The sequence below is a fragment of the Bacillus sp. PS196 genome, assembly GCF_037963555.1.
GTDB lineage: Bacteria > Bacillota > Bacilli > Bacillales > Bacillaceae > Bacillus > Bacillus subtilis.
Genome location: NZ_CP150159.1, coordinates 3,407,473 through 3,434,289 on the forward strand (window position 1 = coordinate 3,407,473; position 26,817 = coordinate 3,434,289).

23 protein-coding genes are annotated in these 26,817 nt (G+C 47.2%); 2 read left to right on the forward strand and 21 right to left on the reverse strand.

Annotated features, from left to right (window positions below; translation table 11 throughout):
* Positions 1–38 precede the first annotated feature (38 nt).
* The 7 genes from ganB to lutR all read right to left on the reverse strand — a co-directional run bounded on the left by ganB (position 39) and on the right by lutR (position 8,943).
* Positions 39–1,328 carry an arabinogalactan endo-beta-1,4-galactanase gene (gene ganB, locus NST79_RS17765; protein ID WP_212060865.1) on the reverse strand — a complete coding sequence of 430 codons (1,290 nt, stop codon included), beginning with the start codon at positions 1,326–1,328 and terminating at the stop codon, positions 39–41.
* 79 nt (positions 1,329–1,407) lie between these two features.
* The gene (gene ganA / locus NST79_RS17770) at positions 1,408–3,471 is read right to left on the reverse strand and encodes a beta-galactosidase GanA (protein ID WP_212060868.1); all 2,064 of its coding nucleotides are present in this window, start codon (positions 3,469–3,471) and stop codon (positions 1,408–1,410) included.
* A gap of 18 nt (positions 3,472–3,489) precedes the next feature.
* On the reverse strand, positions 3,490–4,341 hold the full coding sequence (gene ganQ / locus NST79_RS17775; protein ID WP_015714737.1) for an arabinogalactan oligomer ABC transporter permease GanQ: 852 nt from the start codon (positions 4,339–4,341) through the stop codon (positions 3,490–3,492).
* A 3-nt stretch (positions 4,342–4,344) separates the two neighbouring features.
* Positions 4,345–5,601, reverse strand: a complete 1,257-nt coding sequence (ganP, locus tag NST79_RS17780) for an arabinogalactan oligomer ABC transporter permease GanP (RefSeq protein WP_015714738.1) — start codon at positions 5,599–5,601, stop codon at positions 4,345–4,347.
* Between the two features lie 39 nt (positions 5,602–5,640).
* A complete protein-coding gene (gene ganS, locus NST79_RS17785) occupies positions 5,641–6,906 on the reverse strand; it encodes an arabinogalactan oligomer ABC transporter substrate-binding protein GanS (RefSeq protein ID WP_095843958.1) in 1,266 nt (421 codons plus the stop codon).
* Positions 6,907–7,046: 140 nt separating this feature from the next.
* Positions 7,047–8,039, reverse strand: a complete 993-nt coding sequence (gene ganR, locus NST79_RS17790; protein WP_003244199.1) for a galactan degradation operon transcriptional regulator GanR — start codon at positions 8,037–8,039, stop codon at positions 7,047–7,049.
* Between the two features lie 181 nt (positions 8,040–8,220).
* The gene (gene lutR / locus NST79_RS17795; RefSeq protein WP_003228277.1) at positions 8,221–8,943 is read right to left on the reverse strand and encodes an L-lactate utilization/bacilysin biosynthesis transcriptional regulator LutR; all 723 of its coding nucleotides are present in this window, start codon (positions 8,941–8,943) and stop codon (positions 8,221–8,223) included.
* Positions 8,944–9,170: 227 nt separating this feature from the next.
* Between lutR and lutP the strand changes: the two genes are divergently transcribed.
* Positions 9,171–10,862 (forward strand): L-lactate permease LutP, encoded by a 1,692-nt coding sequence (gene lutP / locus NST79_RS17800; protein WP_041351729.1) that lies wholly within the window; start codon positions 9,171–9,173, stop codon positions 10,860–10,862.
* A gap of 26 nt (positions 10,863–10,888) precedes the next feature.
* On the opposite strand, the gene rpoN is transcribed toward lutP, so the two are convergent.
* Positions 10,889–12,199: an RNA polymerase factor sigma-54 gene (rpoN, locus tag NST79_RS17805; protein WP_033883454.1), complete on the reverse strand. Its 1,311-nt coding sequence runs from the start codon at positions 12,197–12,199 to the stop codon at positions 10,889–10,891.
* 78 nt (positions 12,200–12,277) lie between these two features.
* Here rpoN and yvfG point away from each other — a divergent pair, with 78 nt between their 5' ends.
* The gene (yvfG, locus tag NST79_RS17810; protein ID WP_003219905.1) at positions 12,278–12,496 is read left to right on the forward strand and encodes a protein YvfG; all 219 of its coding nucleotides are present in this window, start codon (positions 12,278–12,280) and stop codon (positions 12,494–12,496) included.
* Between the two features lie 9 nt (positions 12,497–12,505).
* On the opposite strand, the gene NST79_RS17815 is transcribed toward yvfG, so the two are convergent.
* The 13 genes from NST79_RS17815 to NST79_RS17875 are packed head-to-tail and all read right to left on the reverse strand — an operon-like array spanning position 12,506 to position 26,618.
* A complete protein-coding gene (locus NST79_RS17815; protein WP_167408452.1) occupies positions 12,506–13,474 on the reverse strand; it encodes a polysaccharide pyruvyl transferase family protein in 969 nt (322 codons plus the stop codon).
* Positions 13,453–14,619 carry an aminotransferase class I/II-fold pyridoxal phosphate-dependent enzyme gene (locus tag NST79_RS17820; RefSeq protein WP_198878480.1) on the reverse strand — a complete coding sequence of 389 codons (1,167 nt, stop codon included), beginning with the start codon at positions 14,617–14,619 and terminating at the stop codon, positions 13,453–13,455. Before NST79_RS17820 ends, NST79_RS17815 begins: the two co-directional genes overlap by 22 nt.
* Positions 14,620–14,623: 4 nt before the next feature.
* Complete coding sequence (locus NST79_RS17825; protein ID WP_086344342.1) at positions 14,624–15,274, reverse strand: acetyltransferase; 651 nt, start codon at positions 15,272–15,274, stop codon at positions 14,624–14,626.
* Positions 15,271–15,879 carry a sugar transferase gene (locus tag NST79_RS17830; protein ID WP_014480945.1) on the reverse strand — a complete coding sequence of 203 codons (609 nt, stop codon included), beginning with the start codon at positions 15,877–15,879 and terminating at the stop codon, positions 15,271–15,273. The genes NST79_RS17825 and NST79_RS17830 overlap by 4 nt, the downstream gene beginning before the upstream one ends.
* A complete protein-coding gene (locus NST79_RS17835; protein ID WP_029946014.1) occupies positions 15,876–17,393 on the reverse strand; it encodes an MATE family efflux transporter in 1,518 nt (505 codons plus the stop codon). The genes NST79_RS17830 and NST79_RS17835 overlap by 4 nt, the downstream gene beginning before the upstream one ends.
* Positions 17,390–18,424, reverse strand: coding sequence for a glycosyltransferase (locus NST79_RS17840; RefSeq protein WP_212060871.1), 1,035 nt, complete (start codon positions 18,422–18,424; stop codon positions 17,390–17,392). Before NST79_RS17840 ends, NST79_RS17835 begins: the two co-directional genes overlap by 4 nt.
* Entirely contained in the window at positions 18,421–19,497 is a 1,077-nt protein-coding gene (locus tag NST79_RS17845; RefSeq protein ID WP_212060874.1) for a polysaccharide pyruvyl transferase family protein, read from the reverse strand. The genes NST79_RS17840 and NST79_RS17845 overlap by 4 nt, the downstream gene beginning before the upstream one ends.
* Before the next feature lie 4 nt (positions 19,498–19,501).
* Complete coding sequence (locus NST79_RS17850) at positions 19,502–20,536, reverse strand: glycosyltransferase family 2 protein (protein ID WP_032726900.1); 1,035 nt, start codon at positions 20,534–20,536, stop codon at positions 19,502–19,504.
* Positions 20,537–20,560: 24 nt separating this feature from the next.
* The gene (gene epsG, locus NST79_RS17855) at positions 20,561–21,664 is read right to left on the reverse strand and encodes an EpsG family protein (RefSeq protein WP_212060877.1); all 1,104 of its coding nucleotides are present in this window, start codon (positions 21,662–21,664) and stop codon (positions 20,561–20,563) included.
* Positions 21,661–22,815, reverse strand: a complete 1,155-nt coding sequence (locus tag NST79_RS17860; RefSeq protein WP_015251178.1) for a glycosyltransferase family 1 protein — start codon at positions 22,813–22,815, stop codon at positions 21,661–21,663. The genes epsG and NST79_RS17860 overlap by 4 nt, the downstream gene beginning before the upstream one ends.
* On the reverse strand, positions 22,808–23,644 hold the full coding sequence (epsE, locus tag NST79_RS17865) for a glycosyltransferase EpsE (protein ID WP_032722561.1): 837 nt from the start codon (positions 23,642–23,644) through the stop codon (positions 22,808–22,810). Before epsE ends, NST79_RS17860 begins: the two co-directional genes overlap by 8 nt.
* Positions 23,641–24,786, reverse strand: a complete 1,146-nt coding sequence (locus tag NST79_RS17870; RefSeq protein WP_212060880.1) for a glycosyltransferase family 4 protein — start codon at positions 24,784–24,786, stop codon at positions 23,641–23,643. Before NST79_RS17870 ends, epsE begins: the two co-directional genes overlap by 4 nt.
* Positions 24,787–24,797: 11 nt before the next feature.
* The gene (locus NST79_RS17875; RefSeq protein WP_212060884.1) at positions 24,798–26,618 is read right to left on the reverse strand and encodes a nucleoside-diphosphate sugar epimerase/dehydratase; all 1,821 of its coding nucleotides are present in this window, start codon (positions 26,616–26,618) and stop codon (positions 24,798–24,800) included.
* Positions 26,619–26,817: the final 199 nt, after the last annotated feature.

Here is a 26,817-nt window from a genome sequence, read left to right on the forward strand (position 1 = left end):
CATAACAATGATTTGTTACATCTCATGGATTTTTTGTTTCAGCGTTTCTTTGGAATATGTCCTGACTCCGCATATTGAAACACCTGCAAGGAAGGCAGCGGGTGTCCATTAAAATCAAATAAAGCTTGATTATCTACAGCACTTCCCCCATACCACTTCCCGGCGTCTTCAGGGTCGTATTCAGCAGCGTAGCTGGAAGCCCACCCTGACCCGTATGTTTCCCATAACACTTTGTTTTTCTCTATCTGTGTTTTCGGCCCGACTGGAATCCACGCCGGCTCCCAGTAGAAAACACCAAGTCCTGCTTTGCCCGTATTCGCCACTGCCTCCATTACATCTCTTACTGCAGTTGCCTGGCCTTGAACAGAAATTGGATATGGCAGCGTCTGCCCGCTTTTTGGTGCTGTATTTCCATGCCCATCGCCATCCTCGGCGGTATAGGTGTACGATGTCTCCGCCACCATGACTTTTTTGCCGTACGTGTTGGCAACAGCCTTCAGCACGGAGGTCAAATTTTGTAATGTGCCATGCCAGAAAGGATAATAGGAGCTCGCAAACACATCATAATCCACTTTGTTTTTGCTGAGTGTTTCCGCAATAAATGAATACCTTCCAGCCGTTTCAGGATTGGTAAAATGCAGGGCGACCAAAATATTTGAATTTGTCTCCCTGACCGCTCGGCTTCCTTCATTAAATAATTGGCACATCTTCGTCCAATCAGTCTCACCGGCAAATCCTCCTGTTGTTTCATTTCCGACCTGGACCATGCCGATGTCAACGCCTTCCTTGATCATCTTTTGCAGGCTTTGTTTCGTATACTCATAGAGCTTTGCTTTTTTTGCTTCAAAGCTGAGATTCGCCCAGGCTTTGGGCACCTTTTGTTTCGCTGGATCGGCCCAGAAATCAGAGTAGTGAAAGTCGGCCAGCACCTTCATTCCGTTCGCTGTCGCTCTTTTTCCGATTTCGATGGCTTTTTGAACATCATTGTTTCCCCCGCCATACCCGTTGCCATTTGAATCATACGGGTTATTCCAGATGCGGACGCGAACATAGTTGACCCCAGCCTGTTTTAAGGTTGTAAAGATGTCCTGGCGTTTTCCGCTTGTATTGTAAAAGGTGACACCGCTATTTTCCAAAGCAATAACGCTGGACACATCTGCCCCTTTGATAAAATCCTTGTTCATCCCCTCTACTTTTTTAACAAAAAGATCCTCTGCCCGAAGCTCTGATACGTGCTTCTCCTTCTCAATGGCAGCGGCATATCCTGTTGAACTACATGCACTCCACACCATGGCAGCCGCAAAGAACATTTTCACTTTGCTTTTCATGATTTCATCCTCCCAAGACTTAGTGAGCGTTTTCATTCTATAGAAAAAAGAATCTGCCCATACCGAGCGGAGCATCAGCCTAATGTGTGTTTACGACAATTCTCACTTCATACTTTTCCATCGACAGGTCGCCTGACAATATGTCTCCTGTCATTATGTCCTTCACACTCTGGTCAAACGTGACCAGCTGTTTTTCTTCCGTAAAGTTCATCACAAAAATATAATCATTGTCCTGATCCTGCCTCGCTTGTACGGAGACGCCTTTTCCGTGCCGAACCGGAAAAACTGGAGAAAGAGACAGGTCTGTGATCAGACCCTCATAGAAATCACGCTGAAATTGATCCTCCAAACGCGCGCCGATAAAATACGCCTTGCCCTGCTGATACTCATGGCTTGTGACCGCTGGCGTGCGCGCATAAAAATCTTCTTGATACACTGCTTCCACTGAAGCTGTCTTTACATCAATCACGGTTGCATAATCCTTCATTTCATATATTTGGCTGCGATAGCTGACAGCGTTTCGATCCTTCGGATACAGGGTGTCCGTTTCAAGAGGCTCAACTCCAAATATAGCTTGAAGGTCCGGATGCCATCCGCCTGTGTATGTTAAGTCATGCTCATTCACAACCCCGCTGATATACGTCATGACTAAGGTGCCGCCGTCAGCCGTAAACGCTTTTAAACGGGAAATGGTGTCCTCGCTGATTAAATACAGCATCGGGACGATCAGCAGTTTATATGGTGAAAAGTCTTGTTCTTTCGTGATGACGTCGACAGGGATATCGTGTTCCCAGAATGTGCGGTAATGCTGCTGAAGCGTTTGCGGATAACGTTTTGTCGCCTTCGCAAACCCCTGAGCATCCTCGAGCGCCCAATGATTTTCCCAGTCATATAAAATCGCGGTTTGAGCCGGCCTCTTCGTTCCGACAACTTCGGACAGCCGTTCCAATGTCTCGCCTACCTTGGCCACTTCTTGAAAGACGCGGTTCTTTGGGCTATTGTCATGATCCACAACCGCTCCGTGTAATTTTTCTGATGACCCCCGTGATTTGCGGTATTGGAAATAGAGTACGCTGTCCGAGCCGTGGGCAATCATTTGCATGGATGACAGCAGATTCATGCCCGGGCGCTTTGCCTTGTTGACGTTATGCCAATTGACCGCGCTTGGCGTACACTCCATTAATAAGAAGGGCTGCTGCTTCAAGCTTCGGTACAGATCATTGATAAAGCCGACCTTCATCGCCAAATCAGCTGTGCTTTCCCAGTCATTGTGCCAGACAGGATAAGCGTCCCAGCTGATGACATCGACATGCTTTGCAAATTTGCTGTAGTCGAGGCCCTGATACGGGATCAAATCCGGTGTGTCAGCCATAAAATTCGTTGTGATAGGGATATCAGGCGTCAATTCTTTCAGCGGAATGATTTCATTTTTATAAAACGAAATCGTTTGATCGGTGACGAACCGGCGCCAATCTAAATTCAGGCCATGCAAGCCATTTTCACCGATCGGCGAAGGGCTTTCAATTTGTGACCAGTCATTGAACGTATGGCTCCAAAAAGGGGTCCACCACGCCTGGTTCAATGCCTTGAGGCTGTTGTCATATTTCGATTTCAGCCACTCCCGAAAAGCATGCTGGCATAGATCACAGTGGCAATCTCCCCCGTATTCGTTTGAAATGTGCCACATTAACAGCCCCGGGTGATTTCCGTATCGTTCTGCTAATAAGCGGTTGATGTGCCGTGTCTTTTCTCGGTAGACTTTAGATGTGAGGCAGTGGTTGTGCCTTCCGCCGTGCAGCTGTTTGACGCGGGAGGCATTGACGCGCAAAACTTCCGGATAGGTTTGCGACAGCCAGGCCGGACGGGCTCCGCTCGGCGTTGCTAATATGACCCGGCCGCCTATACTGTGAATCCGCTCAAAAATATCATCCAGCCATTCAAATTGATATACGCCCTCCTCCGGCTCAAGTGCGCTCCATGCAAAAATACCGACAGAAAACGTATTCGTATGAGAAAGCTTCATCAGTTTGATATCGTCAGCTAAAATATCGGGCCGATCCAGCCACTGATCGGGGTTGTAGTCTCCCCCATGGAGCATAAATTTCGCTTTTGTTACGTGCGTTTTTTCAAGCTTTGACATCACATTCTCCTCCTTTTTCTCTTAGCCCTTCGTTCCGCCTGCGGTTAGTCCGGACACAAAATTCTTTTGCAGCATGATAAAGATGATGGCCACCGGTATGCTGATAAGCAGGGCTCCGGCCGCAAATGTCGTATAGCTGGCCCCCATGACATCATTCACTAAATTGAATAGACCGACGGGCAATGTATATGATTCAGGCGTTCTCAATATGGTTGAGGACAGCACAAAATCTCCGAGCGGACCGGTAAAGCCGTTCATGGCCACGACTGCCGCCATCGGTTTTGATAATGGCAGAATGATCTGGAAGAAAATTCTGGTGCTGCTGGCTCCGTCAATCTTGGCGCTTTCGTCTAAATCCATCGGAATGGAATCCATGTACCCTTTCATCAAATACGTATTCATCGGGATCAGGCCGCCGATATAAAGCAAGATTAGCAGCCAGTGACTATTGATCATTCCCAAGATTTGCGCCAGCACAAACAAGGCAATTAAAGCTGAAAACTGAGGAATCATCTGCAGCAATAAAAAGAGCGTTAAAGCGTATTTCCTGCCTTTGAAGCGAAAGCGCGAAAACGCATAGGCTGTAAACGTCACACAGAGCAAAGACCCTGCCATTGTAAACAGGCTGATCTTCATTGAGTTGACATACCACTGCACATATTGAAGGCTTTCTTTGCCCGCAAATAATTCCTTGTAATGGTCGAATGTCGGATGCTTCGGAATGATGGATGTACTGATTAAGCTGTTGCCAGGGTTAAAGCTTGCGCCTGCCGTCCAAAGGAGAGGATACACAATGATGACCGCCATAAAGGCTAGCAACAAGTAAGAGAAAAGGAGACGGATATATTTTCTGACTTTCATATCTGCCAGCATACCTTATGCCCCCTCTTTAAAAGACTTTGTCTGTCTGAATTGCCACAATGCGATGGAGATAACAAATACAGATAATAAAATGGTTAAAGCCGCAGCAAGAGAATATTGGCTGGACTGCATTGTCAATTTATAAATCCATGAAACGAGGATATCTGTCCCGCCGGCTGTTGATCCGGTTACAGCCGGACCTCCGCCATTGAATAGATAGATAATATTAAAGTTATTAAAGTTAAACGTAAACTGGGTAATGATAATCGGAGCCATTGCAATGAACACCATCGGAAGCGTGATGTATCTCAGCTTTGAAAAGACAGAAGCGCCATCAATCGTAGCTGCTTCATACAGATCGTCCGGGATGGATTGCAATACGCCTGTTGAGACGAGAAAGATGTACGGAAATCCGAGCCAGCCCTGCATGAGAATCAACGCAAGCCTCGACCAATTGGCATCTGTCATCCACGGAAGCGGATCTATCCCGAAGAAAGCCAAGATGTCGTGATTCATCGCACCGAAGCTATCATTAAACAGTCCCGCAAAAATTAAAATCGTCACAAAACCGGGAACGGCCCATGGCAAAATCAGAATCGTCCGAAAAAAACGTTTAAACCGAAGGTCTTTCTGGTTAACAATGATCGCGAGAAAAATCCCCAAGCTGACTTGCAGTGTGGATGCAGCAAGTGTCCAAACCACCGTCCAAGCCAGTACATCAAAAAAAGTCGACCTCCAAATATCAACTGTGAAAATATTTGCGAACGTTTGAAAACCGACCCAATCAATTAATTTTGCAGGAGGAGAATGATACAAATCATAGTTTGTAAACGCTAATGCAAAGCTGAATAAGATAGGAAAGATCACGGCGAAAATTAAAATAAACAAAGAGGGGCCGCTGACGACATAAGGATAGCCCTCAGAAATGATATGTTGGTATTGTTCCTTTAAGGAACTTAATGGCTTATTTTCATCACGCTGTTTTCCGCTTTGGAACGCATCGCGAAGATTCACATAATACACCGCAAGGCCAAAGCAGGTCACGATGACAGCGATAATTCCTTCCGCCAGCAGAAAAACGGAATTATCCCGCGGCACTTCTGTTCCCAGTGTAAAGATTCCCCAAAACCCCATATTGAGCAGATCTCCAAAGACCGCAAAAAACGATGCGCCTAAGAAAAGAAAGACAATACCTTTTATCCATTGCTTGTTATAAAATTGCCCGAGCCCCGGGATGATAGAAAGCAACAAAGCGACTTGACGATGCTGCACCGTTTTCACCTCTCTTACAATACAAATCTAGCTTCCTCTTTATTTTCCGCTGTGCTTTGCCTTAATTTGTCCTTTGGCGGTTTCAGCGGCTTGATCCAATGCTTGTTTCGGATCCGCCTTCCCTGTTGCAACCGTCTGTAATGCTGAATCAGCCGGCGTCCATATTTCATTCATTTCCGGAATATTTGGTGTTGGCTCTGAGAAACGGGATTGTTCAGTAACTGCCCGTGCCGCCTCGCTTTTCATAATAGCCGGGTCATTGGCTAGGGATTTCACAGCAGGAACTTCTTTCGTCTCTTCATATCGTGTTTTAGAATTTTTTTCATTTGCCAGGAAAACGGCTAATTCTTGCGCCAGCTCTGCATTCTTTGAAAATGCACTGACGTTGTAGCTTTTGACGCCGATAAAGGAGCTCATGTTTTTCCCATTTTCCAGCTTCGGCAGTTTCGTAATGCCATAATTGATTCCTGCTTTCGAAAAGGCTTCTACATTCCATGGACCAGAAATAATTGCGGCGGCTTTTCCTTCTGTGAACAGCGATTCCAATACGTTAATCCCTTGTTCTCCAATAATGCCAGCTGGGAACAGGCCATCTTTGTAAAACTTCTGAATCAGCGCCGCACCTTTGACAGCTCCTTCATTATTGATTCCAATGTCTGACGGGTTATAGCTCCCATCTTTGGCCTTTCCAAAAATGTATCCGCCATATCCGCTCATCACACTTTCTGCATAATAAATTTGATCGAATAGGGCTAAAAAGCCAAATTTGCTGCCGTCAGCAGTCTTTTTGGAATAGTCGTACCACTCTTCCAGCGTTTTGGGCAATTCCTTTTCTGTGATGAGATCTTTGTTGTAAAAAAGCACAGTCGTTTCGACCGCTTTTGGCAGTCCATAAAGCTTTTGATCTACCATTTGAGACTGAATGGAAGCGTCAGTATAAAGTGATTGAACGTCTTTTTTGACATGTAATTCCTTGAGTAATCCTTCCGTGACAGCGGTTCCGATTTGGTCACCTGGCATTGTTAACACGTCAGGGCCTGTGCCGGCCGGTCCGTCCATTCGCAAATCTTCAATCTGCTTGGCATACGGTTTTTCAACGACTTTGACCTTCACATCATGCTCTTTTTCAAACGCAGCAACGGCGTCTTTAATGCCGATGCTCTTTTCTTTATCCTCCCATACAACAAGCTCTGATCCTTTCGAACTCGATTTGGCGCTGCTGCTTTCCTTTGGGCCGCAAGCCGCCAAGGATAAACTGACAGCTGCGCAGAGCATGAATACGGAACACTTTTTTGCCATTTTCATTGATTGTCACCCTTTCGGTAGGAATGAAAGCGCTTTAAAGATAATATAGCACGCCTGAGAAAATGTGTAAACAAACTATTTACTTCATAGAGTAAATTTTTTTACCTAAATAAAAAATGACTTAGTGTCCTAAGTCATCCTTAATTCATACTCTTCCTGACGATTAATTCTGCGCCCACATATAATGTTTTTACCGTTCTTCTCTTGTCCTGCACTTGTTCAAGCAGTAATTGAACAGCATTTTTACATAATTCATGTATATCAATATGAAACGTCGTCAGAGGAGGCGAGACATACTTCGCGAAGCTGATGTTGTTGATACTCACAATGCTTACCCTGTTTGGTATGGCAATTCCTTTTTCGTTCAGGGCTTGCAGACAGCCCACTGCAATCGGGTCCGCTGCAATCATAAAAGCAGTCGGAAGCTGATCGCCTAATGTGTCGATCGCTGCTGACATCAGGCGGTAGCCGTTTTCTACAGAGAATCCGCGATGACAGAAAATATAGCGCTCGTCCAGCATGGCTTTTTCCCTCATATAGGATCTGAAGGTTTGTTCACGGATGTCCATTTCATCCTGATTGGTATTCGGATTTTTGTATGTGCCGCCGATAAAACCGATGCTCTTATGCCCCTTCTCAGTCAGGATGTTTACCGTCTTCCTTGTCATTTGTGCCAAATCGGGCCTTACCGAGTCAAAATGATCGGGATCAGGAGTTGAATCGATGAACACGCCGTTTTCAGTGAGATTTCTGAGGAAAGCCAGCTCTTCATCTGAAAATGTGCCGACGGCAATAAACCCTTCCGTATGTTCAGGAATGCTCTCGATTCCATCCGCTATTTTATAAGTGGTCATATCGACATTGAATGCTTTCGCCAGTTTCTCTACTTCTAATCTCATCGTTTTAAAATAGACATCTTCTAATTCTTCTTTATCTGTCAGCCAATATAAAAACGCAATATGTTTCACCAGCGGCCTTACTGTTTTTTTGCGGTAATTGAGCTTTTCCGCCGCTTCATAGATTTTCTCCCGTGTTTCATCAGGAACAGAAAGGCTTTCATCGTTATTTAAAACGCGGGAAACGGTTGAGATTGAAAATCCCGCTTCCTGCGCGATATCTTTAATTGTCGCCATTGCATCTGCCTCCATTATTCAGCTCGCATTGTTTTAGTAAAATATTTTACTTTCTTTTTCGCAAATGTCAAGTGCACAAAGCCCTCTGGCTGCCTCATGTAAAAAGACTGAACCATTTGCGGCTCAGTCTCAGTTGTTCGTACCATTCGGAACCGGCGGAATTGCCCGGGAAATGAGTTGGTTATTGCACATTTTCCTCGAAATATCCCGAAAGCACATCTTCCACATTCGTCAAATGCGCCAGCATGGCGGCTTCCGCCTGTGCACCGTTCCCGGCAGCCACAGCATTGTAAATCCGTTCGTGCTCCTCATACAGCCGCTGAACGGAGGTCTTCTTGGAAAACAGCCAGATTTTCCTCGTTTCCCTCATTGTTTCCAGCAGCAATGATGACACGTGATTCATCAAGTGTTTAAGAAGTTCATTTTGAGAAGCGTCCGCAAGCGCAAGATGAAATGCAAAGTCTGCTTTCTCTCCCAGCTCCCCGTCCGCTTCAATGCTGCCCATTTCCTTTAGTGCATCCTGAATTCTTTCGAGATCTGCTTCTGTCCTTTTTTCAGCCGCTAGTGAAGCCACGCCGATTTCAAGCAGTTTTCTGACCTCGAGCAGCTGCTTGACGTCCTCTTTTTTCATCAGAAGGGCGGCTGAGAGCGGCTGAGAAATTTGATTGAGCTCAAATTCCTTCAGATACGTGCCTTCTCCCTGTTTCATTTCGACAAGCCCCATCGCTTTTAGCGCAGAAAGTGCCTCGCGAACCGCTGAACGGCTGACTTGAAAGCTCTCAGCAAGCGCCTGAACAGAGTCCAGTTTATCCCCCGGCTTCAATTCGCCGTTTTTGATCATATCTAATAGTGCATCCGCTACTTCTTCATATATTTTTTTTGTTTTAATCTGTTTGTATTTCAATGCAATTCACCCCGTAACTTGTAGGTCTGGCTGTTTACGATCTATTATACTCTGTTTTGTGGGCCGCCAAAAGATTTTGACTATTTCGTCAAAAAGTCTTGTACTTTGATTTTTTTCAAAATATAATGCTAGGTAACTGGTCTTATTACCCAGTCATCAGATGATCATATCATCTATAGAAACCGCTTACATATGGCGCCAGTTTATGTTTCAAGGAGGGGTTTGGGATGCAATGGACACAGGCATATACGCCTATAGGGGGAAATTTGCTATTATCAGCGCTTGCCGCACTTGTACCGATTATTTTCTTTTTTTGGGCACTCGCGATTAAACGGATGAAGGGGTATACAGCAGGCTTGGCCACATTGGGGATCGCCCTTATCATTGCTGTATTGGTTTATCGGATGCCGGCGGAAAAAGCGCTGATGTCCGCGACACAAGGAGCCGTATACGGATTGTTGCCGATCGGCTGGATCATTGTGACGTCTGTTTTTTTGTATAAAATCACTGTGAAAACGGGACAGTTTGATATCATTCGCAGCTCTGTTCTCTCAATTACTGATGACCGACGGCTTCAAGCTCTCTTGATCGCTTTTTCATTCGGGGCTTTTTTAGAAGGGGCAGCAGGCTTCGGAGCGCCGGTCGCCATTTCTGCCGCGCTGCTGGTCGGTCTCGGCTTTAATCCTCTTTATGCTGCGGGGATCTGTTTGATCGCCAATACGGCGCCGGTTGCCTTTGGGGCGATTGGGATTCCAATTACAGCCGTAGAAGGGCCGACAGGGATTCCGGCGATGGAGATTTCGCAAATGGTCGGGCGGCAGCTGCCGTTTTTATCCGTATTTATTCCTCTTTATTTAATCATCATCATGAGCGGGTTCAGGAAAGCCTTGGAGATCTGGCCGGCGATTCTCGTATCTGGTGTTTCCTTTGCCGTTGTTCAATATCTCAGTTCCAATTTTTTAGGGCCTGAGCTGCCCGATGTTTTGTCAGCTCTTGTTTCAATGGCTGCGCTTGCTGTGTTTTTGAAATGGTGGAAGCCGAAAACAACATTCCGGTTTGCCGGTGAACAAGAGTCGGCCGCCTCAATTGAAACGGCGCGCACAAATCCGGCAGCGCCTGCGTACAGCGGCGGACAGATTTTTAAGGCTTGGTCGCCATTTCTGCTGCTGACGGCGATGATATCCGTATGGGGCATTCCATCTGTCAAATCCGCGCTGACCGGGCATTATGAAGGCTCTGCGGTGTTCTTAAAGTGGCTGAATGCTGTTGGAGAAAAACTGACTTTTTCCCCAGGTGTGCCTTTTTTGAACAATCAGATTGTCAATGCTGACGGTACACCGATTGAAGCGGTTTACAAGTTGGAGGTGCTTGGTTCGGCCGGCACCGCGATTTTGATTGCCGCAGTGCTGTCAAAGTTCATCACGGCGATTTCGTGGAAAGACTGGGGAACCGTTTTTAAAGAAACAGTCCAGGAATTGAAGCTTCCGATTTTGACCATTGCTTCTGTTGTTGGTTTTGCCTATGTCACCAACTCCTCGGGAATGAGCACGACACTCGGGATGACACTCGCGCTGACAGGTTCGATGTTTACCTTCTTTTCGCCCGTTCTCGGCTGGCTCGGCGTCTTCATTACCGGCTCGGATACTTCCGCCAACCTGCTGTTCGGCAACCTGCAGAAAGTCACCGCATTATCAGTCGGCATGGACCCCGTTCTGTCTGTGGCCGCCAACTCTTCAGGCGGTGTCACAGGAAAAATGATTTCACCGCAGTCGATAGCGGTGGCGTGCGCCGCGGTAGGACTCGCCGGAAAGGAGTCAGATCTTTTCCGCTTTACCATTAAACACAGTCTGTTTTTGCTGCTGCTCGTTTGTATCATCACCTTTTTGCAGCATCACGTATTCAGCTGGATGATTCCTTAAAAAAATCCTCCCGTCTAGGGAGGATTTTATTTATATCGCTTTCTCGCTGCCGATGACGGAATATTCATTTGGTCGCGATATTTTGCCACGGTGCGTCTCGAGATTTGGATGCCGTGTTGTTCATACAGCAAATCGACAAGCTTTTGGTCTGAAAGCGGTTTTGTTTTGTCCTCTTGATTGATCAGGTTTTCCAGATGCGTTTTGACTGCATAATTCGACGCATCTCCATCACCTGAAGCCTCGGCTTTTGCTGAGAAAAAGAGTTTCATCTCAAACAGCCCGTAAGGCGTTTGTATTGTTTTCCCTTTAATGGCCCGGCTCACAGTTGATTCATGAAGGCTTAGACAGTCCGCCACCTCTCTGAGAGTCAGCGGCTTCATTGCGCTTCGCCCTTTCAGAAAGAAATCCTTTTGGCGTGTGATCAGTTCATTGATAATTCTCGTGATTGTCTGTTTTCGCTGCCTCAGCGCGCGGCTCAGCCAGCGCCACTCCTGATATTTCGCAGATAAATAGGAGACAGTATCCTGACAGGAGCCGGATGATAAAAGCGTTCTGTACTGCGGATGCAGATCGATCTCGGGAAACGAGCGGGTATTCAGTTCCGCTGCGATGTGCCCGTTTTTTACGGTGATAAAAATGTCAGGCTCAATATACACATCTTGCTCTGGCCGGGCAAACAGAAGGCCAGGTCTAGGATGAAGAGCCGCGATATCATCTGAGATATCTTGAATGGTATGAAGCGGAATTCCTGTCTCTACTGAAAGCGCTTTCCATTTTTTTTGTGCAAAAGCACCAAAATGAGCTGAAACCAGCATTTCTGCTTGTTCATTTCTGTTCGGCAGCCGCTGTAATTGAAGAAGGATGCATTCCTGCAAAGATCTCGCACCGATTCCAGCCGGTTCTAATGACTGGAGTTTTGCCAAAACAGCCTCCGTTTCCTTAGCCGATACAGATAGGCGCCGTGCTGCCTCCTCCACATCTTCTTCCAAGTACCCGTTTGAATCAAGCGAATGAATCAGATAATTAAAAATCTTTTTTTCAGTGTTGGTCAGATTCATATCGAGTGACTGCTGTTTTAACGCATCCTGCAATGTTTTTTGCGGATTACTTAATTGAAGGCCCGCTTCCTGTGCATTCATCCTGTTTTTGTTTGTTTTATGGTAAGATAGTGGCGGTGTGTCTGTTTCCTTTCGTTCAATAAGAGGGTTTTCCAGTGAGAGCTCATCAATGTACTCGGCGAGTTCTGCCGAATGATAGCCAAGCAGCGTGATGGCCTGCCTGAGCTCCTGTGTCAGTTGAGGCTTTAATACTTGTACTTGCTGAAGTTTCATATCCATCTTGCTCACTCCCCTTTCTTCATTGTACATGATTGAGATCACACCGTATACATTTATGAAAAAGGAGCTGCCAAAGAAATGTCTGAACTTTTTTCCGTCCCTTATTTTATTGAGAATTTAAAACAGCATATTGAAATGAATCAGTCTGAGGATAAAATCCACGCGATGAACAGCTACTACCGTTCCGTCGTCTCAACACTAGTGCAGGACCAGCTGACGAAAAACGCAGTTGTCCTGAAACGGATTCAGCATTTAGATGAAGCATACAACAAAGTCAAACGTGGAGAATCAAAATAAACCTTCCGCTCACATGTGAGCAGGAAGGTTTTCCTTCTTTGAGGCGTGCTGGATGAGACGGGTGCTTGGCACGCCTTCCATCCAGGTATGAAAGTAATTGGCGTTTTTCCCGTAGGAATTATCAATGACCGTGTTTTCTTTTTGAAGAAGAGAAGACAGGATGTGGCCGTGCAACCTTGATGTTTCCACCGATTCGTAACGGCTGAAAAACCGAATCGCTTTTTGGACGATATAATCCGAGTATTTTTCCCATATATACGCAATGGGCAAAGGGTTGCCTGCTTTTTTATTCAAGACGTTCAGCGTTTGGAGAAAAGCAATCGTCCGGCGGTCTGAAGCTGACAGCACCGTGCGCCAGTCGTAGCTTTCCGCTTCTGCGTGTCCCTGAAGCGCCTGGTTTGCTTCATGATCTGTTCGGATAAATCTCAGCTTTTGATTGGACGGCTGCTGCGTGGGAATGACGGGAAACAGCTGATGAGCCATATCAGGCAGAAGCTGAATGTGATTTCTTGAAAAATAAGCCTGCGCCGTAGCATAGGAGGCTTTTTCCCTTGTCATAATGTGAAGGTTCGCATGCTTAGAAAATATCTCTGCCGTCCGTTTGAGGTTGTCTTTGTTTTGAAAATAAATCGATTGCGGCAGGATCACAATTTTGTGGTTCGGATAGGTTTGAACGATTTTCTCTCTAAAGCCTTGATAGTACGGATACAGATCCCCGAAGTTTCCGCCTCCCTGGCAGACGATGATGAGATTAGGATCCAGCTTTCGCCCGACTGGAAAATTGTCAGGATTCCAGCGTTTTCTGACCCGAATCCCGTGTTCTTTAAAGAAGGCTTCTGTTCCTTTCATAATAAATAAATCCCCTACATTCCCATATAGAGGATAGTCAGCATATATAATCTCTGATTGTTTCGGAATGACGTCGAGCAGCCCGGACAGTTTCTGTTTCAAGCTGATCATCGAATGCTTGCTGTCCATTTCTTCACCTCGGCAGTTTGGAATAAGTGCAGTAGCACTTCAATGACCCGGTCTTGCTCATCTTCTGTCATATTGGACCCCGATGGGAGACAGATTCCTCGCTTGAACAAATCTTCGCATACGCTTCCTGTATCTTCATGAGAATAAAATAAAGCCGGATCGAATAGCGGCTGGGTATGGAGCGGCTTCCACAGCGGACGAGCTTCAATGTTTTCTTCAGCAAGACGTTGAACTACGTCATATGGGCTGAGCCCGTTATCAAGTGTGAGCGTGGTGAGCCAGCGATTGGATACGCCTGCTGCGTACTCCGGCATAAAGCGGACGCCGTCTATGTGACCGAGCGCATTGTTGTATCTCGTGAAAATGGTCCTTCTTTTCTCCACTCGCTCATCCAGCACCTCAAGCTGGGCAATGCCGACGCCGGCTAAGATATTGCTCAGCCTGTAATTATGACCAATTTGACTGTGTTGATAATGAACAGCCGGCTCTCGTGCCTGCGAAGCGAGAAATCTTGCTTTTTCAATTGCTGCTTCATCATTTGAAACGAGCATCCCTCCCCCTGATGTGGTAATGATTTTATTCCCGTTAAATGAAAAAATGCCGAAGCGCCCGAAAGTTCCGCTTTGCTTCCCTTTATAGACTGTGCCGAGAGATTCGGCTGCGTCCTCAATGACAGGAACTCCGTATGCATCACACAGGCTTACGATTTCATCCATTTTCGCGCTCTGCCCATATAGATTGACGGCAATCACCGCTTTTGGCAGTGTTCCGTTTCTTTTCGCTTCCTCCAATGCTCTTTCAAGGGCTGTCGGCGACATATTCCACGTATCAGGCTCAGAATCAATAAAAACGGGCACCGCTTTTTCATATAAAATCGGATTGGCGGTTGCTACAAATGTGAAGGACTGGCAAAACACGCTGTCACCTTCTTTTACCTCAAGCAAACGCAGGGCGAGATGAATCGCCGCCGTTCCTGAGCTGACCGCAGCTGCTGCTTTTACACCGACTCGTTCTGCCAGCTGTTCTTCAAATGAATTCACGAGCGGCCCAAGCGGCGCAATCCAGTTTGAGCGAAAGGCTTCTGAAATATAGTGCTGCTCCCTGCCGCTCATATGAGGGGGAGATAAGTAGATTTTTTTATGCATAGAATCATCCTTTGTTTGATGTTTGAATGGAAGAAATGATGCGTGCCGGAGCACCGGCCGCCGTTACCCTGTCCGGTATGGGACGGATCACTGCGGAGCCGGCGCCGACAATGCTCCAAGCCCCGATTGTGATCTGCGGTATGACGGATGCACCAGTTCCGACGTGAGCGCCTTCCTGAACGGAAACCGCTCCTGACAGCGTGACACGCGGGGACAGATGAACGTAATCGCTGATTTGATTGTCGTGCTCTGCCACTGCACCCGTATTGATGATGCAATGAGCGCCGATGCGCGCATCCGCCTGAATGATCGCGCCCGCCATAATCACTGTCCCTTCCCCGATGACAGCCGACTTGCTGACGATGGCTGACGGGTGAATCAATGTAATAAAATCATCTTTCCTCAGTCCCAGTCGCACCGCCAGCTGTTTTCTGACACTGTTATTCCCAACAGCAATCAGAAACAGCACATCAGGAATGAGCCTGCGCAGTTCAGTAACGGCTTCCGGCGGTCCTGTGTACCATTCTTTTCCGCCTTCGAACGTTTTGAATTTATCATCCAGCACTGCGGCTAAGCGCGTATCTGAGCGGGCGTTTATCAGCTCTCTGATCACCTTTCCGTGTCCGCCGTCACCCACAATGGCCACGTTTTTCATGAGGACACATCTCCGCTTCCGGTAAACCGTTCTGCGGTCACATGATTGGTTTGCTGAATCCCTTCTGAAACAAGGACCTTTCGCACCGTCAAACATAAAATTTTCAAATCGAGAAAAAATGACCGGTTGTCAACGTACCATACATCTAATTCAAATTTCTTTTCCCAGGAAATCGCGTTTCTGCCATTGATTTGCGCCCAGCCTGTGATACCCGGCTTCACCTCATGGCGCCGTGCCTGTTTTTCTGTATAAAGAGGCAGATAGTCCATCAAAAGCGGCCGCGGCCCGACAAGGCTAAGATCGCCCTTCAGGACATTCAGGAGCTGCGGAAGCTCATCAATGCTCAGCTTTCTGATCAGCCTGCCCGTTTTCGTCAGCCGGACTTCATCGGGCAGCAGATTTCCCTCACTGTCCCGTTCATCCGTCATTGTCCGGAACTTATATAGGGTGAACGGTTTGCCGTGCAGGCCTGGCCTTACTTGCTTAAAGAAGACAGGTGATCCTATTTTCAGCCTGACAACGGCGATGGTGAACAGAATGATCACACTCGTACAGCACAACAAAAAAATGGCGGCCGTCAGATCAAAAAGTCGTTTCAGGATCAAAGATTCACAGCTCCTTTCGTTTTTCGAAACCTTTTTAGTATCAGCTGTCTTTCCTCTTTTGTACAAACGAGCATAAAAGCGAAAACAGCGTAGCAAAAGCTGACTGTCACTCCCGTCGCTATCAGTGACGGCCAGCTGTCAATCTTCACAACGAACTGAATTGCCTTACAGACCGTCCAGGCAAATACAGCGGCTGAAAGAGGCCCGATTATGCCTTTAAAGAACACGTGCTTTTTGTAGCCTGTAATGCGGGATACGTAAAGCGGCGTAAAGATGGCATTTTTTAAAATAAGAGAAATGGCCCCTGCCAATGTTATGCCGTACAGACCGAGATGAGCCGGCCCGCTCAGCGTGACCGCCAGCACCACATTCACCGCACCTAACAGCAGGGTAACAATCGCCGGTGTTTTTTGTTGATTAAAAGCGGTCCATATATAAAACAGCGGCATAAAGGCGAGGCTGACAACCAAGTATCCGGCATGAATAAATAAAAGCGGTGCTATCGTTGAAAAGGACGGTCCGAGCCAGATTGTCAGAAAAGGTCCCGCCAATCCGCCCAATAAGGCAGCAGGAAGTGCAAGCAAAAGACCATTGAGCCTTACTGCCTTATTGGCGTAATTCATCAACCCTTCCATATCGCCTTTTGAATAATATGAAGTCATGATAGGCGCAAACAGGGATGCGACCGTTCCGGCCAAGCTGCGCAAAAGCAGCGGAAACTGGATAATCGCCGCGTATTTCCCGGATGCGGACGCCCCCAGCATCAAATTGGCGGTTAACAGATCAATCTGCAAAAAAAGCAGGACGCCGATTTGATTGACGGAGCTCCATGCGCCCGCTTGAAACAGCTCCTTGCTTGTGCGGAATGAAAGATCCTTCATACGAAACGAAAACCACGGAATCAGCTTTTTGAAGAAATAGAAAGACAGCACAGACGCAATGACAGCACCAGCTAAAGCTGCAAGCTGGATCTGCCAGATTTTCGGCGCAAAGCATGCAAACAGGAGCAGCACAGACAGCACCCGTATAAGCATTTGCACCGCCTGAATGGAACTGGTGATATAAAGGCGGTTGGCATAAAATGGTGCAGCACCGAAACCCGCCATCAGAAACGTTAAAATAAACAGCACACTGCCGATTAAAATCGACAAACGCACATCTGCCAAAAGCGCTTGCGGCACATTCATGACGCGGTCAATAAAAAAAGCCGAACCCGCAAGCGGCAGCAAGAGCAGCAATGAAATCAAAACAGAGGCCGCTAAATAATTGCTGATATACGCATTTGCTTTCTCCCGCTCTCCCCTGTGGGCAGCAACAGAAAAGAACCGAACGACAACCGAGCTGAGCGCCACGGTAATAATCGAAAAGTAATTAATCACATTTTGTGTCAAGTGAACAAAGCCAAACGCTTCCACACCGAGCGTTTTGACAATAAAAGGCGTCATCCAAACCGATAGGAAAACGGACAAGAGAAAAGCCGTGAGATTAGCGCTGAAGTTTATCGTGAATTTCATGCCTGCTTCGCACTGCCTTTCATTGTCCCCCGATGCTCGAAAAACAGCTTGATAAGAAAAGTGAGCCGCCATTTACACAGTGCTAATACCAAGCGCTCTCCTCTTAATAATTTCTCATGCTGAAACGGTGTATGTCTGACAGCCTGCCGCACCATGTCATAGGATAAAATCTGTCTGATCTTCTTTTTGATGTCTTTCGGCGAATTCGGAGAAGCACAGGCATTTGCCAAAAGCATCGGAAGCTGGTGCCTGCAAATGTACACATTCAAATCTTCTTTACATGCGCCTGCTAAGCCATAGTGATTGTAGAATGCGATTTTAGCTTGATATTGTTTTTGAAGATGTTCATCCATCGCCGGCTTATAAGGGATTTCTGTCAGGCTGTTCGGGTTTTCACGATAAATGTACAATCCTTCATCAAGCATTTTCACCCGCTCCGCTTCGCGAAAAGCGGACAAATTAAAGGGAGAGTCTTCAGCAAAACGGATGTCTTCATCAAACAACAGATTCGCCCTTTCAAAAAGCTCACGACGGTAAAGATAACGCCATACATACCAGATAAATCTCGTTTCGTGAGCATGTTTAAGCTGTTCAGTAATTTCTGGTTTCGTCAGCACGCGGTTTGCCTCAAGCTGCGGTGGCACATATGTCCGCCTGTCCGATGACTGCTTGTAAAAACCGCATCCGACGATGTCAAGCTGATTTTGCTCCGCTTCTTCAGTCAGCCTCTGGAACATGGCGGATGATACATAATCGTCTCCGTCTACAAAGCCGATGTAAGTGCCCCGCGCGGCCTTTATTCCCGTATTTCGCGCTGAACTAAGCCCGCCGTTTGCCTGATGAATGACCCGGATTCTCGCATCCCGTTTTGCATAGTCCTCTGCAATCTCGCCTGAACGATCCGGTGTTCCGTCATTCACGAGGATGATTTCAATATCAGAAAGCGTTTGACGAAGCAAAGAATCAATGCACTCTTCTATAAATGGTTCAACATTATACATCGGGACAATAATGCTGACGAGCGGGATCATTGCGCTTCACCGCTGATTTTGTCACGCAGACCTTTAAAATACACATCTCTCGGAAAGCCTGCACGGGGTGTTTCTTTTGTTAAAAGCTCATTGACTGCGGCTGTTACGCGCTCTGGCTCCGGATGTTCTATCAGCTTCATGAACGGGATGTCTTTAAGCCATTGATAGCCCTCCATCACCTTATGGTCAAAGGAGCGAATGACAACACACGGCGTTCCTGTCAGCGCGCAACAAATCATGCCATGAAGCCTGTCAGTGACGACGGCTTCTGCGCTTTGCAGCTTAGACCACAGTGCTTCAAGTTCTTGTTCGCGTGTATCGCGGCTGACCCGGCGGCCGATCGTTGTCGTAAAGGATTGGATCTCGCCGAATTCCTCACATAGCGCAGCCTTGACCCGGTTCCTCTGGTCCTCCTGAAGCACGCTTTCCTGATCCTCGCGCAAACACATATAAACCCCTTCGCGTTCTGCGGGGGTCTTGCTTCTATCTAAATACAGCACCATGTCCGGCTGCTTCAAAATTGTTTTTTCTTGAAAATGCTGTTTCATAAATTGATACGTTGTTTCATCCCGTGCCATGAGCAATAGGCCGGGGTGCGCATTATAAATTTTCTGTGCCCGTTTCAGCTCTTTGCGCCCCTTTTTCGTGTCAGAAAAATGAGCCGTTGCCGGAAGCTGGATAACCCGATAGTCACGGAATGTTTTAATGATGAAGCGGCGCGTCCACTCCTCATAACGGTATAAATCCCCCATGTTTCCGCCGCCGATGATAAAGACCATATCCTCCGGATGGCGCGAGCGGATCAGGTTTTTTGCTGATTTGTAAATGTCCTTCATATCGACCTCGACGATGTCAAAGTCCGGGTATTCTTGCTCAAGAAATGCCTTGCTGGCATAAGCAATTGCGTGATCTCCCAAATTGTCATGGGACGGCAGCAGGGTCAGTATGATTTTTTTCTGATGTGCTGCGGCCTTTACTGGTTGATCTGCCGCTCCCAGCCAATATTGGGACGGGTATTTGACCTTTAGCAGCAGCCATTCTGCAAAATTGATTTTCAACGATTGTAACGACATGTCCTCACCCTCTGTTTCTCATTTTGTACTCGATCACCCGCTGATACACAGCCGATGCCATCGCGACGAACGGAATCATTCTGTATTTCGCCATCAGAAGCAGGCATGACCGTTTTGCGTCAAAAGGAGCAGTACCCGTTTTTGAAAGACTTTCTTGAAACACCGGGTCCGCGCATATCACGCCAACATTTCTAAGCTTTTCAAACAGTCGGCGGCTGCCGCTCGTTTTCCATTCATTCAGCATGCAGATGCTGCTGTGAAGAACGATAAAGGTATCAAGCTCCTTGCGATACTCCTCCAGTTTGTTGTTCTCCTGTAAAAACGCCGCATTCGCCTCATACAGCGCAAGTCCTGATTCAAACAATTTTTTCTGATAGCGCTGCACAATGGAGGAAAGGTGAATTCGATAATGATAGAGCGGCGTTTTTACGTAGGATACTGAGCGGGCGAAAAAGTGAGCCCTGAAGCTGAAAAACTGATCCTCGACATGCTCCAGCTCGCCTCGGAGCGGAAACGACAGCCGATGGGCTTCAATCATGCTTCTTCTGTACAGTTTGTTCCATGAAAACCCTCTGACCTTCCCTTCGAATAACGCCTTGATATAGTGCTCCTTCGGCTGATCCTGATAGGTTTGGGCAATGTCTGAGTCCATGGTTTTGCCAGTGTCCTCAAACTCTGCGGCGTAATTGCAAATGACCAGATCAGTTTCATCGCCTGCTGCCCGGAGCATCTGCTCGCAATAATCAGGCTCAATCCAATCGTCTGAATCGATAAACGCGATAAATTCGCCGCGTGCAGCTTCAATGCCTTTATTCCGAACCGCACCGAGTCCCTGGTTTTCCTGATGAATCACCTTGAACCTGTTGTCCATTTTGGCGTATTCTTCTGCGATATCCGGGCTGGCGTCAGCTGAACCGTCATTGACAATGATGATTTCTATATTGTCCACTGTCTGGTTCCGCAGTGATTCGAGACACGTTCTGATATATGTTTCTGTGTTATAAACAGCGACTAACAGACTAACCGCAGGTGTTTCCATAATGACCGGCTCCTCGTGCATAAATTACCGGGAAAAAATCGTTCTGTAAGGCAGAACCGATGAATCAACCGGCATAAGCAAATAACTGTAAAGAAAATAACAAACAACGATAGCGATATAGATAAGGGCGTTCGATTTTTCATCAAATATCCTGACAAAATAAGGGACTAAGATCATTTGATACAGACCGAAATAAATATTGAATCTGGCAAAAATCACGTCCTTTGTTGCCAAAAGGCCGAACAAAAAACCAAGCAGGCACAAATTGACGACAATATCGATTTGCGGCCACAGACTCCGCAATCGTTCTTTATAGCAAAAAGCAAGGAACAGCGGCAGAACCAAAACAGCGATTTTGATCACATTCATTCCATTTGTGTTCGTCATGAGCCATTTTTCATAATGGCTGTATGAGCTGTTTTCAAGTACAACGACAAACACAGAAATAAATTTTTGATATAAAAATGTCATGCCGAGAAATAAAGCGGATAGGCCGAATATCGCCGGAGACCAGGCTTTTCTTCTGACAATAAAGTACACCGGAATCATAATCAGCGCCGACGAATGAAAGAGCGAGCTGACCAGCACAATCAGGAAATATCGCTTCCAGTTCCCGCTGATGATATAACGGATCGCCCAAAACAAAGCAGCTGCGACCATGTATTGCCTGATGCCGTTAAAAGACGCGTAGTAATGAAAGGTTCCCAAAAACAAAAAGACACTCAGCTCAAACGGCCTGCCATAGTCGGCGAGTGTCTTCAGAATAAAGCTGTAGGTCACGACCGCCACCGTAAAATACATGATTTGAGGATCTTCCGTGATGAAATTCATCAGCCAAAGGAGTGCGGTAAACCCCGGATCTGTCGCTGTTTTCGCTGTGCCGAAACCGAATATCTGCCACACATTTTGATAATCGCCCGCCAATTCGTACAGCAGCGTGTACGTCTGAAAATCCGTGCCGACTCGATAGCGGAGACCTGACACGAGCACAAGTGAAGCGAGCGGAATCCAGATCAAAAGCTTATTCGGCCGATACCCCGTGGCAAGCGAATCGTCACGGCCGCCGCACATTTTAGCGAACCAAGACCAAATAAATACAATCCCCATATTGACGGCATATACAATCATCGGTTATGGTCCTTTTCCGTGCTGATGTTGTATACATTCAGCAGCGCTCCTACATTTTGCTGTGCATCGTAGCCAAGTTGAGCGAGTGTTTCTTTGATGAACTCACGCTTCGGCCTGCCTGCGGCGGCCGCCCTTGCAATGGTTTCAGCCCAGACGCTGATCGGTTCAGAAAGACTTAATCTTGTGACAAGCCCGAGACCGGCGTCGACTTTTTCTGTAATGCTGTCTGAAATGATGCATGGAAGCCCCGACGCCTGCGCTTCCACAAGCACAACCGGCAAGCCTTCGTACAGAGACGGCATGACAAACACATCAAATGTACGCATTAGTTCATGGATCCGTTCTTCAGTGCCTAAAAAGAGAACATCTGATAGCAGATTCTGCCGGCGCGCCTCATCCTCTATCTCCCCTCGCAGCGGCCCGTCTCCTGTAAGAACAAGCTGAAAGCGAACGCCTCTTTCTTTGAGATGTGCGGCAAGCTTCAGCAGGAACGCGTGGTTTTTCACTTCATGAAACCGGGCCACATGGCCGATGATGAGCCGGTCGGCTGCAATGCCGCGTGCTGCTTTTTCTTCATCAGCCGCCTGCCCATTTGGGGCGAACAACTCAAGGTCAATCCCGTTAGGAAGAAGGTGAACACGCTCCCGCTCCATATTGGACTGTCCAAATAAAAACCTGCCCGCATCCTCTCCGCAGGCACACAGCGCTGTCGCATTTGCCAAAATGAGCCGCCTGAACACGAGCAGCTGCAATCGATCCTTCCAGTTGAAGCCGGTCTTCCAAGACGTATTGTGGGAGTGGCATACCCTGACCGGCACTCCGGCGAGCCTTGCCGCAAGGGCGATAAAACCCGTTTGGAAATCCGTGTGCGCATGAACGGCGCTGAACGGCCCGTTTTCTTTTATCGCGTTTCTCACATTCCTCACAAATGTAAGGGGATTGCTTTGCCCAATGCTCGGGACATAAAAAAGCCGCCCGCCTAAAGATAAAATCTCTTCATCATAAGCGCACGGATCATTTCGATACGTTAAAAAATCAAATTGCACTTTGCTTTTGTCCATCTTCCGATATAAATTCATTACCATGGTTTCCGCGCCGCCCCTGTTCATGCCGCTGAGAACATGGAGTACGCGCTTTTGGCTGCTATTCATGCTTGACAAGCCCTTCCTTTTGGTTCATCACTCTTTTTTTATGGTAGCGATTCATCACGGCTGGAGGCATAAAGGCGCGGATTAACGGTTTTGCGATATATATGTAATCAGATAAAGGAAGCTTCAAGCGTCTGCACGCCTGATAGACAAGGATGGCATTGTCAATTGAATACGTAAATGACCGCCGTTTGAATGCATCGCTGTCTTCCCTCACTTTATACAAGGCTTCCTGAAGATTATAGCCCCTGAAGCCCTCTTCAAAAAAGCGAAGCCACAAATCAATATCTTCCATTCGTCTCGTCCGCCGCACCGACCGGTAGCCTTTCAGCGTGCGGTAGGCACTCGCTCTCATCATAATCGTGCCATGGCAAAATGGAGTCCCTTTTGCCATGATGCCCGGCTCCGGAACAGAAGGCAGAATGCGGGCGCCTCTTACGCCAAATTCATCAAACACAAGCATGCCGGTGCCAACCACCTGATAGTGTCGGTGCTTTTCTAAAAACGCGACCTGCTTTTCCAGACGGCGCGGAAACGAAAGGTCATCTCCGTCCTGACGTGCGATATAATCGCCTGTCGCATGCGAAAGACAATGATTTAATGATGCGGCAAGCCGCTTATTTGTTTTGTTTTGAATCAGTTTGATGCGGTCGCTGTAATGAGCGGCATACTGCTTCGCGATACGGAGCGTGCCGTCTGTTGACGCATCATCGCACAAAATCAGCTCCCAATTTTTATAGGATTGGCTGAGAATAGATTCTATGCTTTCTGCCAAAGTGCGTTCGCAATTATAAATGCCCATAATGACAGAAACTTTCGGTCCTGAGTTCATACGCTTTTCTCCTTTGTATCCATATCCATGTACGCGGAATAAATATCTGCCATTTCTTCCACCGTTCGCGCCTCCGAGAAGCGCAAGGCTGTTTTTCGGCCTTCCTGTCCCAGCTTTCGGCAGAGCTCCGGCTTATGGTAAAGCTGTTCAATCCGGCGGGCAAAAGCAGCACTGTCACCGATTTTGATCAGAAAACCGTTTTCTCCGTCGCGAATGATTTCCCGATGCCCGCGATTATCTGTGGCGATCGCCGGTTTTTCTGCCGCCATTCCCTCAAGCACATTCATGCCGAGGCCCTCTCTAATGCTGGATGCGACAGATATATCCGCAAGCTGAATCAGCTCATGTATGTCGCTGCAAAAGCCGTAAAAACAGACATTGGCGGAAGCGCCAAGCTTTTCAGCCAACGTTTGATACGTTTGTTCCATTGCCCCTTCCCCGGCAAACACAAGGCGAAGCGAGGGAATTTTTTCTTTTAGCAAGGCTGCGGCTTCAATTAACAGCTTCTGGTTTTTGTTCAGATTGAGCTCAGCCGGATAAACCAATATAAAATCATCTTCACGGAATCCGTGCTTTTCTCTAAGTCTTTGCTGCTCTATCGGACTGACAGGCCGGAAACGCTCGGTATTGACGCCAATGCCGTGAATTTTCTGCGTCCTTCCGCCCGGCCTTTGAAGTCCTTTCGCCCGTTTATAATCCTCTTCATTAATCGTAATCAGGCAGTCCGTATATGCTGAAAGCCATTTCTCGATCGGATAGTAAAGAAACCAATTTTTCATTGGTGCTCCTTTGCAGAAGTGAAATCCGTGCGCTGTGTACAGCACCTTTGTTCCGTGCCGCCGTGCCTGCCTCGCCGCCAGTCTGGCGAGAACGCCGCCGACCGGTGTATGGCAATGGACAATGTCGTATTCATAGGTGTCAATCACTTTCTTCAGCTGCCTATAAACGGCCAGGTTCTGAGGGTCAAAAGGTGACCTGCGAATCGGGATGGAGAATTTCTCATCCACATACGGCAGCTTGGTTTGTCCGTTCGCGGCGACATGAACCTCCCAGCCCATTTGCTTGAACCATTTAAAATAAGGGAGGTGAAAGGCCTTAAAATGATAATCAACAGTCGCGCAAAACAATATCTTTTTCGTCATTTTCACTCCCCCTAATGAACACTGGCAGCCGTCATTTCTTCTGATGTATTGATTGCAGCAAACAGCCTCGCTCTCAGGTCGGCTTCCGGCAGCTCATGAAAATCCTCGATAAAGCGCATCAGCACCGGCCAATCGCCATCTACCGCTTTACCGATGTGAATCTTTGGAAAGATTTGTTCAGTATGAACTTCATTTTTGTTCAGCAATTCTTCATACATTTTTTCGCCCGGACGAATGCCTATGAATTCGATTGGAACCTGCTCAGTCGTGTAGCCGGACAAATGAATGAGGTTTTTGGCAAGATCCACAATCTTTACGGGCTCTCCCATATCGAGAACGAAAATTTGACGCCCTTTCGCCAGTGCCCCAGCCTGAATCACAAGCCTTGATGCCTCGGGAATCGTCATGAAATAGCGGGTCATTGCCGGATGTGTTACTGTCACCGGGCCGCCTTTTTCAATCTGTTTTTTGAAAATTGGAATGACGCTGCCGCGGCTCCCGAGTACATTGCCGAAGCGAACAGCAACAAATTTGGTTCTGCTGACTTTCCCAAGATTCATAATAATCATCTCTGCGAATCGTTTTGTCGCCCCCATTACGTTGGCTGGGTTCACCGCTTTGTCCGATGAAATCAGCACGAATGTCTCAGTTCCCGACATATCGGCTGCTTCCGCGACATTTTTTGTTCCGATAATATTGTTTTTGACCGCCTCTTCTGGATTGTGTTCCATTAAAGGCACATGCTTATGGGCAGCTGCATGATAGACAACATGCGGCTCGTATTTTTTCATCAAGGTAAACATTTTATCGCGGTCCTGCACATCAGCGATTTCCGTATGGAACACAATGTGTTTGCCGAATCGTCCATTCAGCTCTGTATAAATCGAATGAATGCTGTTTTCCCCATGGCCGAGCAGAATAATTTCCTTAGGCTGAAACGCGCTGATCTGACGGCAGATTTCCGAGCCGATTGATCCGCCCGCTCCCGTGACGAGAACTGTTTTTCCTTTGATGCGGTTCGAAATTTCGCTAGTGTCGAGGGTTACCGGCTTTCTGCCGAGCAAGTCCTCAGCTTTTACATCTCTGATTTGTCCTGCAGTTCGTGTGCCAAGCAGCATTTCATCAAAATGAGGCATAATTTTAATGCTTACTCCGGTTCGCACACATTCTTTATATAACACCTGAAGCTCATGGGTGCGGAGTGAAGGAATGGCAATAATAATATAATTAATTTTGAGCTTTTGCACCGCAGGCATGATACTTTCTTTACCGCCGATTACGGGCAGTCCCATAATTTCTAATTTATGCTTCGTTTGGTCGTCATCAATAAAAGCGACAGGTATGATATCAGGTTCATCTTTCGAAAGCAGCTGCCTGACCATCAGAGTCCCACCTGAGCCCGCCCCGATAATCAGCGCGCGGGACGAGGCGCAGCGTTTTTTCCTGATGCTTTCGTTTAATACTCTGGATAAAATACGGGTCCCTCCAATAGACAAAAGCTGAAGCACCCAGCACGCGGTTAACAGACGGAAGAACATCGTGTGATACACAGCATACTGAATGATACCGGTCACAGCGGCGGAAAGCGTAATGCCCTTAAGCAGGACAATCAGCTCGCCAAGTCCGGTGTATGTCCACACCTGTTTATACTGATTGAACAGGAAAGCACACACATGATAGCTGAGGAGCAAGCTGACAGCGGTAAGCAGTAATGCTCCGGAGTCATAAAATTGATAGGAATCTTTTAAAAATTGATATCCTGCAATAACTGAATTTAAAACGAGGTAAGTATCCAGCGCAATAATCATTGACAGTCTTCTCCGGTAACTCAACCTTTTCCCCCCTAATTCTTTTATCGGTTTAGCTGCGGCGGTTTTCGTCTCTCCAAAAAATCGGCAGCAGCTAAACCGACAATACGTCCTATGTATATATGAGATAAGTGGGCATTTAACCCATCCTCACGCCCCGCCAGCGACGACCAGCATCTAAGGCAGCAACTTCAGCTGCCCACAGCAGAGCCGAGTGCCTCCA